This is a genomic window from Klebsiella sp. CN_Kp075 (assembly GCF_040065055.2).
GTDB lineage: Bacteria > Pseudomonadota > Gammaproteobacteria > Enterobacterales > Enterobacteriaceae > Klebsiella > Klebsiella aerogenes.
Genome location: NZ_CM198050.1, coordinates 1,741,891 through 1,754,891 on the forward strand (window position 1 = coordinate 1,741,891; position 13,001 = coordinate 1,754,891).

At 43.8% G+C, this 13,001-nt stretch carries 8 protein-coding genes; 7 read left to right on the plus strand and 1 reads right to left on the minus strand.

The window, feature by feature from the left end; genetic code table 11:
- Positions 1 to 491 precede the first annotated feature (491 nt).
- From ABLV78_RS08255 to ugd, 5 genes are all read left to right on the plus strand, one after another.
- The gene (locus ABLV78_RS08255) at positions 492 to 3,095 is read left to right on the plus strand and encodes a beta strand repeat-containing protein (RefSeq protein ID WP_047078093.1); all 2,604 of its coding nucleotides are present in this window, start codon (positions 492 to 494) and stop codon (positions 3,093 to 3,095) included.
- Positions 3,096 to 3,452: 357 nt separating this feature from the next.
- The gene (locus ABLV78_RS08260; protein ID WP_264181656.1) at positions 3,453 to 5,126 is read left to right on the plus strand and encodes a type I secretion system permease/ATPase; all 1,674 of its coding nucleotides are present in this window, start codon (positions 3,453 to 3,455) and stop codon (positions 5,124 to 5,126) included.
- Positions 5,127 to 5,178: 52 nt separating this feature from the next.
- Positions 5,179 to 6,510: an HlyD family type I secretion periplasmic adaptor subunit gene (locus ABLV78_RS08265; protein ID WP_047078091.1), complete on the plus strand. Its 1,332-nt coding sequence runs from the start codon at positions 5,179 to 5,181 to the stop codon at positions 6,508 to 6,510.
- Between the two features lie 11 nt (positions 6,511 to 6,521).
- Positions 6,522 to 7,886 carry a TolC family outer membrane protein gene (locus tag ABLV78_RS08270; RefSeq protein ID WP_228339515.1) on the plus strand — a complete coding sequence of 455 codons (1,365 nt, stop codon included), beginning with the start codon at positions 6,522 to 6,524 and terminating at the stop codon, positions 7,884 to 7,886.
- A gap of 223 nt (positions 7,887 to 8,109) precedes the next feature.
- Complete coding sequence (gene ugd / locus ABLV78_RS08275; protein WP_045391811.1) at positions 8,110 to 9,276, plus strand: UDP-glucose 6-dehydrogenase; 1,167 nt, start codon at positions 8,110 to 8,112, stop codon at positions 9,274 to 9,276.
- 256 nt (positions 9,277 to 9,532) lie between these two features.
- On the opposite strand, the gene ABLV78_RS08280 is transcribed toward ugd, so the two are convergent.
- Positions 9,533 to 10,537 (minus strand): NAD-dependent epimerase, encoded by a 1,005-nt coding sequence (locus tag ABLV78_RS08280; RefSeq protein WP_045391808.1) that lies wholly within the window; start codon positions 10,535 to 10,537, stop codon positions 9,533 to 9,535.
- Between the two features lie 951 nt (positions 10,538 to 11,488).
- On the opposite strand from ABLV78_RS08280, the gene ABLV78_RS08285 reads away from it, so the two are divergent.
- Both ABLV78_RS08285 and ABLV78_RS08290 read left to right on the plus strand, forming a co-directional pair.
- Positions 11,489 to 12,256, plus strand: a complete 768-nt coding sequence (locus tag ABLV78_RS08285; protein WP_045391805.1) for an ABC transporter permease — start codon at positions 11,489 to 11,491, stop codon at positions 12,254 to 12,256.
- A complete protein-coding gene (locus tag ABLV78_RS08290; protein WP_045391802.1) occupies positions 12,256 to 12,996 on the plus strand; it encodes an ABC transporter ATP-binding protein in 741 nt (246 codons plus the stop codon). The genes ABLV78_RS08285 and ABLV78_RS08290 overlap by 1 nt, the downstream gene beginning before the upstream one ends.
- The last annotated feature ends 5 nt before the right edge of the window (positions 12,997 to 13,001 follow it).

A 13,001-nucleotide genomic window follows, 5' to 3' on the forward strand; every position in this document is an offset into this window, starting at 1 on the left:
TCTCGAGTGTGTTACAAGTTATTCATTGTCAACAAAGTTGCTTTATTAATAATGGTGTTAATTATTGCAGTTAATTAACATTTTACCCGCCTTGACTTGCTCTGACCTCAATTAGGCTACATCTGCTAAGCCTGCATTTACTACACCATCCTCTGGCCCTATCCTCAAAAAATTCCGCAATTCTGTTAACATATAAAATACCCTTGTTATAAGTGGTGGTATTTGTCGTTTCTAATTTGAATTTATCCTTCTTGCGTTTTCCCCTACTGAATTTAGTGGGGGGAGGGAAGCTCTGGTTTTAATTTATAGCTGTATAACTTATGGAAACTATTCGTGATTTATTTTTTTATTCGGGCGTGTTGACGGTGTGATTTTTTTAGACTTTTCTTATTAAGGGGAAGGTGCATCTATGCTGATGCAAACGCTTCCAATGTACTCCCAATAACTCTGGGCCTGGATTGCTCCTGATACGAAATTTTGAGGATTCTTAAATGGTTACTCAAGTGCTACTCACACAAAAAGCAGTTGCAGCTATACAATTTGCAATTCTTGGGAAAAACACCTATACGACGGCTTCCACCTATGATGCCGTAGCAGGCCAGTTTCGTACGGGGGCGATTAGCCAAGAACAATATATTTCTAACCTGTTAGCATCCACCGCGGGTCAGACTTTGTATTCTGGCAAAACTGACCTTGAGATAGTTAAACTTGTCTATGCGTCCATTTGGGGAAGTACCCCAGCAGATAGTGTCGCCCAAACCTTTTTAACAGGCTCAAATTTAAATGCTGCACTTAATAATGTAATTAATGGCGTTCTTAATTATACAGGATTCGATTCTGCGACCCTAACTGCACAAAATAGCTTTGATAATGCACTGAATAAAGTCATGTACAAAGACTATGGCTCAGCGAACTGGAATACATGGAGCGTCGCTTTAAGTAGCAAGGAGCAAGTCGAAGCTGCGTACATTTCTTTAGTTGGCCGTTCAGTTGATATGGGTGGGCTTGGCGACTGGACTAATTATCTCGCCACCGGTGGGAATACATATAGTTCATTACTGACAAAATTAATCGCATCTTCCGAGTTTCAAAGCAAGGGATCTAACTTAACTGGTGATGCCTTTATCACACATGTTTATCAAGGAATTTACGGCGTCGCGCCTAGCGCAGCGGTTTTAGCGCAATACAGCGCTCTTGGTACCAATAAGGCAACCATTACTCAGGCAATCATTAACGATTTACGCGGTTCTACGGCTACAGATGCGGCAACTGTAACCAATCAGCATGCTTTTGAATACCAGATTGGCACCGGGCTACTTTATAAAACCAGCGCAGTCCTCAGCGCCAGCGCCGCAGGCGGAAACGCGACAGGTACTGTTAACACTAATGCCAGCCATCAGCTCACCAATGCTGAAACTGCGGTTCTGACTAACGCGCAACTCAATGCTAACGTGGCGAGCACCGTTAACCTCAAATTCGCGGATCATTTGGCTAATCTCACCATTAATGGTTCAAGCGCAGCCACTGTTAACCTGTCCGATAATGGGGTAAACCCTGGAGTGGACATCGTTGTTAACAACGGCAGCGTGATCCTCAATGCCAGTTCCGGCGCTGATGATGTTCTTGTGAGTAACCTTGTTAATATGACCACCGCCACGGCTAAGTTTAACCTCGGAACGGGTAACGATACGCTGAAATGGGCCGGTAACTCTACTGGCGGGGCAAATACGGTGAGCACATCTGTCACCGCTGATGGTGGAGCTGGGATTGATACCATTTCGGCTAACTTTATTACGAAAAATGTCGTTATGGGTGGGACTATTCTAAACAGAACTGCGGTCATCACTTCTAACTCCGCGCAATTTAGTAACTTCGAAAAGCTGGATCTTGCTGGCTATGTAGGGCAGGCAACTGTTAGTTCTGGATCTACTGCGCAGGCCCATACATTTGACTTTGGCGTATTAACGGGTAATGCAACCACCGAATCGAGTTTGACTGGTACTCTTGGGACAAATATCACCCAGGCTGGAACTTCAACAGTCGGCTCACAAGGATTTGTGCTATCGGGTCTGGCAAGTAACGTCCATGTGATTAATGCGGCAGGTGGCAATTCCGCGCAACTTGAGGTCACCGGTAACGCCACTGCAGCAAGCAGCGTTGATATTACATTCCGACAGGATATCACGGATCACTTTAATGTTAATTTTACAGCAACCAGTAATAGCGATATTAATGCGGGAGCACTGGCCCTTAATAGCAGTAATTCGCTACTTGGTACCGCATTGACAACATTGAATATTGGTTCTGGTGGTACAGGCAGCTTTGCAAACACCATTGCGCTGGCGGGAACCAATAGTCAAGTACAGACAATTAATGTTACTGGAGACCATTTGCTTAATCTGACGGTAGGCACAGGTTACGGCAACCTGGAGACTATCAATGCTTCGGCAAATTCCGCAGGATTGAATTTGGATGCTAATGTGGGGGGAACCGGTAAAGGGATCCTTTATCAACTCCTTACCATTCTTCCTGCTGCAGGTGTGACAACAACGATTATTAATCTGTTGGGGTTAGGTGGTGGGCATAACTTATCGGTTCAAGGAACTAGCGTTGCGGATACCTTTAAGGTTCTCGGTAACACCATTGTTTCAGGTGGTGACGGTGCGAACCTTTACCAGTTGAAAGCGAGCACCGTCAGCTCTGGTGTGACCATTTCAGATTTTAATAGCGGAAAAGATAGCATTTTTGACACTGCTTCAGGTCTGACTATTAACAATGATGTCACGCATACCCAAGTTGCTGATTATGGTGTACGTACGACTGATGTTGTTGACGCGTTGTTAGGTACATTGGTTGGTGGTGTGGTTGGCGGCGTTGTCGGCTTGTTAGGGCAAATCCTTGGTATTGGTGGGAATGGGGATCTTACTGCTAAGGTGGGGGTAGCGTCGGTTGTCTGGACTGATAACTCCCACGAGGCTAGTAATTACCTGATTGTTGATAACAACAACAACCATACTCTGGATGCGAGTGACACCGTTGTATACCTCAATGGACAAACTCATCAGCAGTTGGTTGATACTTTGCACTACGCTTAAGTAGCGTGATGTGATGGATGTTTTATAAAGAAAGGGGGAGGACGCTCTTCCCCCTTTTTATTGTGATCTCTGTCGTATTTTTATTAACATTAATTTTCGCATGGATTATGAAAAAATATTTTTTTGGTAGCTTGATATTTTAGTGCTTTCCTATCTATATATTATAAATATCTCCAGCCTGAGTTGTTGGGATCTGATTGCTCTACTGTCGGTAGAGGTGTGGCTGAAGGTACACAAAAATTAAGGGAAAAAGCAGTGGAGCACTATTTACCGCGCAATGAAATTGCGGATGTTATACGCACACGCAGTAAAATATTCTGGACCGTTGGTGTTTTTACCGCATTCATAAATATTTTAATGTTGGTACCTTCGATTTATATGCTCCAGGTTTACGACCGGGTGCTGCCCTCTGGTAATGAAATCACTCTGCTGATGCTAACTCTCATCATGCTTGCCATGTTTGGTATGATGGCATTGCTGGAGTACGTCCGTAGCATGGTGGTAATACGGATTGGCGCACAGCTAGATATGCGTTTAAATACACGTATTTATACCGCAGCATACGAAGATAATCTCAAAAACAAATCTGCTGATGCCGGGCAAATGCTTAACGATCTTACTAACATGCGTCAGTTTTTGACCGGCAGCGCGCTTTTTGCTTTTTTTGATGCACCCTGGTTCCCGATTTATTTGTTGGTCATTTTTCTGTTTAATCCCTGGTTGGGGTTGTTTGCATTAATTGGCTCACTAATACTGATAGCGTTGGCCGTGGTGAATGAAATAGTTTCAAAAGAACCATTGGCTGAAGCGAGTAAGCTTGCGTTGCAATCAGGAAGTCTTGCCAGCACCAACTTGCGTAATGCGGAAGTTATAGAAGCATTAGGAATGTTGCCAAATATCAAGGGACGATGGTTTAGTTTACATCAACGATTTCTGAACAGTCAGCGAGTCGCGAGCGAACGAGCTTCCCGTATCAATTCTATTACAAAATTTGTGCGTCTTTCCTTGCAATCTTTGGTGCTCGGGTTGGGGGGCTGGTTGGCCATTGATGGCCATATTACTCCGGGGATGATGATCGCAGGTTCTATTTTGATGGGAAGAACGCTTGCTCCGATAGAACAAGTGATTAACGTCTGGAAAAGCTGGAGTTCGGCAAAACTATCTTATGGCCGGTTGGTGAAGTTACTCGATAGTAATCCACCCCGTGGCACCGGGATGTCTCTACCGAAGCCTGAAGGAGTACTGAGCGTAGAAAATGTATCTGCGAAACCGCCGGGCGCGCAGGGTGAACCGGTACTACACGCTGTGTCATTTAATTTACAGGCGGGTGATGTGCTTGGCATTATTGGCCCTAGTGCATCCGGAAAATCGACCCTGGCACGATTATTAGTTGGGATTTGGCCGGTTAGTGAAGGAATTGTTCGTTTGGATGGCGCAGATATTTATCAGTGGAATAAAGATGAACTGGGCCCCCATATTGGCTATTTACCACAAGACATTGAATTGTTCGCCGGAACCATAGCGGAGAATATCGCGAGATTTAATGATGTCGATGCTGAGAAAGTGATTGCTGCCGCGAAACTGGCAGGGGTACACGAACTGATTTTACGTTTTCCACATGGCTATGACTCAGTTATTGGCAACGGAGGAAACGGACTTTCCGGAGGTCAAAAGCAACGAATTGGTCTTGCAAGGGCCTTATATGGCGATCCCTCGTTGATTGTTCTTGATGAACCTAATTCTAATCTGGATGACGCTGGCGAATTAGCTCTTAATAAGGCTATTGCCTTTCTTAGAGAGCGGAAAAAAACGGTGGTACTGATTACGCATCGAACTAACTTGCTTTCAATGACCAGTAAGTTGTTATTGTTAGTCACTGGTAAGGTTAACGCATTTGGTACCACCCAGCAGGTACTTCAGGCTTTGAATAATGCTCAGAGAACTCAGTCAGCACAGCAACAGGCAATGCATGCAGTTAATAATGAATCGCATGACGGCAACGGGGCACCCCCTAAAACACAAATAAACTAAAATACGGCTTCTCAAATAATAGCTGCAACTATCTGTTGTTAAAGGGGGGAATATGTCTTCTCACATTAATCAGTCTCTTCGTGGCGATACCTCATCAGATTCTACTGATGAGCGGAAGTATACGCGTTTCGGTTGGTTGGTGATCGCCATTGGTTTATGCGGTTTCCTTTTATGGGCAGCTTTTGCCCCATTGGATAAAGGCGTTGCTTCTCAAGGGTCGGTAACAGTTTCAGGAAACCGTAAAACAATCCAGTCTCCAACTAGCGGTATTATTAGCAATATTGCGGTTAAAGAAGGGGATAAGGTCAAAGCCGGGCAGGTACTGGTTCAAATGAGCCAGGTTCAGGCGCAGGCGCAGGTGGATTCTCTGAAGATTCAATATTATACCACTCTGGCAACAGAAGGGCGTCTGTTGGCCGAAAGAGATAACCTGGATACCATAAAATTCTCTGACGTTTTCAATGCTATCAAAGACAAGCCTCGTGCAGCGGAAATCATTGCCTTGCAGCAACAACTTTTTATTTCGCGCCGACAGGCATTACGTAGTGAAGTTGATGGTTTTAAACAATCTATTGATGGCATCCGTTTCCAGCTTAAGGGATTACAGGATTCCCGGGCGAATAAACAGATTCAGCTAAACAGTATCCGTGAGCAGATGACCAGTATGAAACAGCTCTCTGCTGAAGGGTATTTGCCGAGGAATCGTTATCTGGAGGCTCAACGTCAGTTTGCAGAAATCAGTAGCAGCATTGATGAGACGATTGGCAGGATCGGACAGCTTCAAAAACAACTGCTAGAGTCGCAACAGCGAATAGACCAGCGTTATGCGGATTATCAGCGTGAAGTAAGAACGCAGTTAGCGCAAACGCAAATGGATGTAAATGATTATAAAAACAAACTTGATATGGCTAATTTTGAACTAGGGAATACGGAAATTATTTCGCCAGTTGATGGAACAGTTGTTGGGCTGAATATATTTACCCAAGGGGGAGTAGTGGGTGCAGGCGACCATCTTATGGATGTGGTTCCCAGTGAAGCTGCGCTGGTTGTGGATGCTCAATTAAAAGTACAATTAATCGATAAAGTATATACCGGACTTCCCGTTGAGCTTATGTTTACTGCTTTTAACCAGAACAGGACCCCTAAAATACCTGGTACTGTAACGCTCGTTTCTGCAGACCGTTTAATCGATAAAGCAAATGGGGAAGCTTATTATCAGATGCAGGTAACCGTCACTCCGGAAGGCATTAAAATGCTCCAGGGCGAGGAAATAAAACCTGGGATGCCTGTCGAGGTGTTCGTAAGGACGGGGTCACGTTCGTTGTTAAGTTATCTCTTTAAACCTATTTTGGATCGTGCGCGTACTTCATTGACCGAGGAATAATCGTGATTTTCATGAAAAGGAAGATGATTAATCTAGCCCTTAGTTCGATAGTGTGGGTGATATCCTCACCGGTGCATGCATTGGGTATTCTGGATGCTTATTCGCTTGCATTGGAAAAAGACCCAACATTTCAGGCGGCGATTAAAGAAAAAGAAGCCGGTGATGAGGCAAGGAATATCGGACGAGCAGGGTTGCTACCAAAAGTCTCTCTCAATTATCAGAATGCACCACGAAATTGGCAGACTCAAAAATATCAGACGAGTGATATTTTTGGCAATGTCAGCGATGTGACTAAACGACAGCAGTACCGCAGTTATGCTGGTTCCGTGACCTTAACGCAACCTCTATTTGATTATGAGGCTTATGCGAAATATAAAACGGGAGTCGCACAAAGTTTGATGGCCGACGAAAAATATCGCAGTAAATATCTCGATCTTGCAGTCCGGGTCATTTCGGCTTATGTCAGTGTTGCATATGCAAAAGATCAAATTGCACTCGCTGAGGCGCAGAAAGCTGCTTATAAAGAACAGCTTGCTTTAAATGATCGCCTGATGTCCGCTGGCGAGGGTACTGTAACGGACGTTGCTGAGACTCAAGCAAGGTACAGTTTGGCCGAAGCTCAGGTTATCGAGGCTCGGGATGTCTTAGACTCAGCTCAGCGGGAACTTGAAGTCATCATCGGAATTCCACTTGATCAGTTAGATGCATTGCAGACGTTACGGCAAGGCAAATTTCAGGTCTCGCCGCTACGTTATACAGCATTCGATGATTGGCAAAAATTAGCCATGGAACGAAATCCCCAACTAGCTTCATCACGTCATGGCGTGGATGCAGCGCGTTATGATGTAGAACGCAACCGGGCTGGATTTATGCCTCAGGTACAGCTATACGCATCACATTCGGAAAATGATTCCAGCAGCGACAACACCGTAAATCAAAAATATCGAACAGATAGCGTTGGGGTTCAGGTATCAATGCCAATTTATTCTGGCGGGGGGGTTGCTGCCTCGACAAGGCAGGCCGCGGCACGTTATGGTCAGGCCAAGTATGAACTGGACGCCCAGGTCGGTTCGATAATGAACGATCTGCGTAAACAGTTTAATCAATGTATTAGTAGCCAGGCGAAGCTTAGGGCTTACGAACTGGCTGTAAAGTCTGCAACGACGCAGGTTGAGGCCACGCGGCAAAGTGTGCTTGCAGGGCAAAGGGTTAACGTTGATGTGCTTAATGCGGAGCAGCAGCTTTACGCTGCACAGCGAGATTTAGCAGAGGCCAAATACACGTATATTAAGGCCTGGATTACGTTGCTTGGAGATTCAGGTACGCTGAGCGAAAAAGATATTATGCAAGTCGCGGGGTATTTCCATCGTTCTTGAGTTAAGCTATGAAGTCGGAAACAGAAAGAGTGTAAAATAGTTTGTTTTTTGCATCTCTGAAACCCGTATCGATACTACGCTTCAATCTGTATGCTCACATGAAGGGGACCCTTAAGACCCGTCCCCGTCTTGACTTCACTATTCGCAAAGAGTAAAACGCCAGCAGTATCCATGATTACTGTGGCGATTTGCCATCACCCGTTAACTGTAGAAGTGTTGCTCTATGAAAATTACTATTTCCGGTACAGGCTATGTTGGTTTATCGAATGGTGTTCTGATTGCCCAGAACCATGAAGTGGTTGCTTTGGATATCATTCAGGCCAAAGTAGATTTGCTTAACCAGAAAATTTCACCTATAGCAGATAATGAGATCCAACAATATTTAACGGAAAAAAAGCTTAATTTTCGTGCAACAACAGACAAACTCGATGCGTATCATGACGCTGATTACGTTATTATAGCTACGCCGACAGATTATGATCCCAAGACAAATTACTTCAATACGTCTTCTGTTGAGGCTGTCATCCGTGATGTGACTGCTATCAATCCGAAAGCTGTTATGGTTATAAAATCAACGGTCCCAGTTGGTTTCACTCGTGGCATAAAAGAACGCCTTGGCATTGAAAATATCATTTTCTCGCCGGAGTTTCTCCGCGAGGGGCGTGCTTTGTACGATAATTTATATCCATCACGGATTGTCATTGGTGAGCGTTCTGCTCGTGCTGAGCGATTCGCAGACCTATTGAAAGAAGGTGCGATAAAAAAAGACATTCCGACCCTTTTTACTGATTCAACTGAAGCTGAAGCTATTAAGCTCTTTGCTAATACTTATTTAGCACTACGTGTTGCCTATTTTAATGAGTTAGACAGCTACGCCGAAAGCCAGGGACTAAACAGTAAACAAATTATTGAGGGTGTATGTCTGGATCCGCGAATTGGTAATCATTACAACAATCCCTCTTTTGGCTATGGTGGGTACTGCTTACCGAAAGATACCAAACAGTTGCTGGCGAATTATGAGTCGGTGCCCAATAATATTATTTCGGCAATTGTTGATGCTAATCGCACCCGAAAAGATTTTATTGCAGACTCCATTCTGGCGAAAAACCCGAAAGTTGTTGGTGTGTATCGGTTAATTATGAAGAGCGGCTCTGATAATTTCCGTGCTTCCTCTATTCAAGGTATAATGAAAAGGATAAAAGCGAAAGGTATACCTGTAATTATTTACGAGCCAGTGATGAAGGAAGATGAGTTTTTTAACTCACGCGTTATTCGCGACCTTGATGCTTTCAAGCAGGAATCAGATGTTATTATCTCTAACCGCATGGCAGAAGAATTGGCGGATGTGAAAGATAAAGTATATACGCGTGACCTCTTTGGTAACGATTAACTTTCCATAATGACAGGTAGTTTGCAAAATTACCTGTCTTAATTTTTTATAAAGAAAAAACGCAGCATCATTATGTGCTGAAATAAAATACTAATGCTACCGTGGCATTTGCGAGACTATCTCTGTCTTCTACATCGAAAGATACGCCTGTCGAATTAGATATATATAGCGTAGGGATAATACTAGGCTGATTACACTATTGGCGGTTAATATACCGCAATCTTTTGATTGCGGTAAAATAGAAGATAAGAAACTATCAAATTGCGTAGTAGTCTTTATACCAATCCACGAAGTTCTTCACTCCTTGCTTAACTGTGGTTTGTGGCCGGAAACCAACAAGATCATATAGCGGTTGGGTTTCAGCGCTTGTCTCCAGAACATCGCCTGGTTGCATCGGCATCATGTTTTTCTTAGCTTCCATTCCCAGCGCCTCTTCAAGCGCAGTGATGTAGTCCATCAGTTCTACAGGCGAACTATTACCAATGTTATATACCCGATAGGGGGCGGAACTGGTCGCTGGAGACCCGCCTTCAACCGTCCAGTCTGGATTCGGTTGCGGAACAACATCCTGAACACGAACAACTGCTTCAACTATATCGTCAATATAGGTGAAGTCCCGCTTCATTTTTCCGTAGTTGTAGACGTCTATACATTGCCCCTCGAGCATGGCTTTCGTGAATTTGAATAGTGCCATATCCGGGCGTCCCCAGGGTCCGTAGACGGTAAAAAACCGCAGCCCGGTTGTTGGAATTCCATACAGATGCGCATAAGTATGTGCCATCAATTCGTTGGCTTTTTTGGTTGCCGCGTATAGCGATACAGGATGGTCTACCGAATCATCGGTTGAAAACGGCATCTTACGGTTTAAGCCATAGACGGAACTGGATGACGCGTAGACCAGGTGCTCAACTTTAGTATGGCGACAACCCTCAAGGATATTCAGGAAGCCCATCAGGTTAGCGTCAGCGTAAGCGTGTGGGTTTTCCAGCGAGTAACGCACGCCGGCCTGAGCGGCAAGGTTGATTACGCGGTTAAATTTCTCCGTAGCAAAAAGCTGCTCCATGCTGACCCGATCGGCGAGATCAATTTTGTGAAAACTGAACAAAGGTGCTTTCAGAAGATCCAGGCGGGCTTGTTTGAGGCTCACATCGTAGTAGTCATTCATATTGTCGATTCCGACAACCTCATGACCAGCTTCCAGCAGGCGTTTACATACATGAAAGCCGATGAAGCCAGCAGCACCAGTGACTAAAAATTTCATTTATATCCTCCAGGATCATTATGTCCCACTGCCTATAAGGGCCTATTTTACACAGGGGGGAGGTATCGATCATCTTGTTTACTGATTGGTTCGGAAAGGTTGGAGATAATAACATTTAAAGCTAAACCTACCGTAGCAAGGACGCCATCTCCAATATGAGAGTGAAAATCACTCTCATTGGTTAGCAAGTGTTTTTAGTTGTAGACAAATGTTTAAACGGCATTGTACTTACCTGGTATATATCTCTTCTTTGCCAGCCAATACTGCTTTTTCGCTTTTAATCTTATAGTCCGGGAGTATACTATGCTGCTGTTTCATTCATATGGTATTAACTTAAGATGCCCACATTGCAACTTTCTGATTTTATTACCATAATAGGCAGGTATACCACTGACATTAATGACGCTGCTGAATAGGGCAACTTGTATAAAGTTAAGTAACTCAGTTGCCAGGTCCGTTGCCTGAAATGAGACTAACCTGATGGCAAGTTGCCTCTAAAGCGGCGAGAGTGACCGCTCTCAGATTGAGCTCAACTTGAGGCTTGAGACAGAGCAAAATCATGGACTCTTGCGGTAGTAGTGCTTTGAGGTTTATGACGATTTATCAAATGCTAAGCTTGTTTTGCGCGCTTTGGTTGCGATAGCCAATGGCGGTAGCGTGTCTCTGATTGATGTGATCGTTGGCTGTTGCGAGTCAACTAGACAAAGCTAATCGTTTGTAGTCGTATAGTCACCCCCGTAACATACTCCAAATGATGGTATAGAGTACGCTATTATATGGAACCGCTTATGGTTGCTAAGAAGGGTTTCTCTATACCGTGGATATAGAGGCAACGACTGCTTTTGGCTAATTTATTATAATTATGTTGATATTATAGCTGTGCACAATTTCCTCAAGGTGCCAGAGGAAAGAATGATTGCGTGGTCGATTTCAAAAAAATGAGTGCAAATAATGAAGTTTAAATTAGGATATTTATTTGATCTACTTGTTGTGATAACTAATAAAGATTTAAAAGTTCGCTATAAAAGTAGCATCTTTGGATATTTATGGTCTATCGCAAACCCTTTATTATTTGCGATGATTTACTATTTTATTTTTAAAATGGTAATGAGAGTACAAATTCCAAATTATACCGTTTTCCTGATTACTGGGTTGTTCCCGTGGCAATGGTTCGCAAGTTCGGCAACCAATTCATTGTACTCATTTATTTCTAATGCGCAGATCATTAAAAAAACAGTATTTCCGCGCTCGGTTATTCCTTTGAGTAATGTGATGATGGAAGGGCTGCACTTCTTGTGTACAATTCCTGTAATCGCTGTGTTTCTATATGTTTATGGTATGTCACCGTCGCTGAGTTGGTTCTGGGGCATTCCTCTACTGGCGATCGGACAGATTATTTTTACATTTGGATTTGCTCTAATTTTCTCAACGCTGAATTTGTTTTTCCGTGACCTGGAGCGATTTGTCGCCTTGGGCATTATGTTGATGTTCTACTGTACCCCGATACTCTATAATTCAGATATGATCCCGCAACAATTTACCTGGATCATTGATTATAACCCACTGGCTAGCATGATAATGGCCTGGCGAGATCTGCTTATGAATGGCAACCTGGATTATGTGCATATCACTTATCTATACTCATCAGGCATGGTTGTGTTGCTGCTAGGAGTGTGGGTCTTTAATAAATTAAAATATCGATTTGCAGAGATTTTGTGATGACCGCTGTTATTGAATTTTGCAATGTAACAAAAGAGTATCCTCTATATCATCATATTGGCTCTGGCATTAAAGATTTGTTTTTTCATCCGCGTCGGGCCTTTAATTTGCTAAAAGGCCGTAAGTATCTGGCTATCGAGAACGTGTCATTCACCGTCAATAAGGGTGAATCAGTTGCATTGATTGGTCGCAATGGCGCAGGCAAAAGTACGACCCTTGGTCTCGTTGCGGGTGTGCTAAAGCCAAGTAAGGGCGAGGTAAAAGTTGTCGGACGCGTGGCTTCGATGTTGGAGCTGGGAGGCGGTTTTCATCCGGAACTTACCGGGCGTGAAAACATCAAACTTAATGCCACCTTACTGGGGTTACGCAGAGCAGAAGTTAATAAACGGCTTGATAAAATTATCGAGTTCTCAGAGCTAGGTGAGTTCATTGATGAGCCTATTCGCGTATACTCCAGTGGCATGCTGGCGAAGCTGGGCTTTTCCGTTATTAGCCAGGTTGATCCAGATGTATTGATTATCGACGAAGTTCTCGCGGTTGGGGATATCGCATTTCAACGGAAATGTATTGAAACAATCAATGAGTTCAGAAAACGTGGGGTAACAATCCTGTTTGTTAGCCACAGCATGAAAGATGTTATGCAGATTTGCGATAAAGTTGTGTGGGTTGAAAATCACCGGTTGAAAGCTATCGGTGAGGCAAGCTCTATTGTTGATGAATATGTAGCCTCAATGGCTTGATGGAA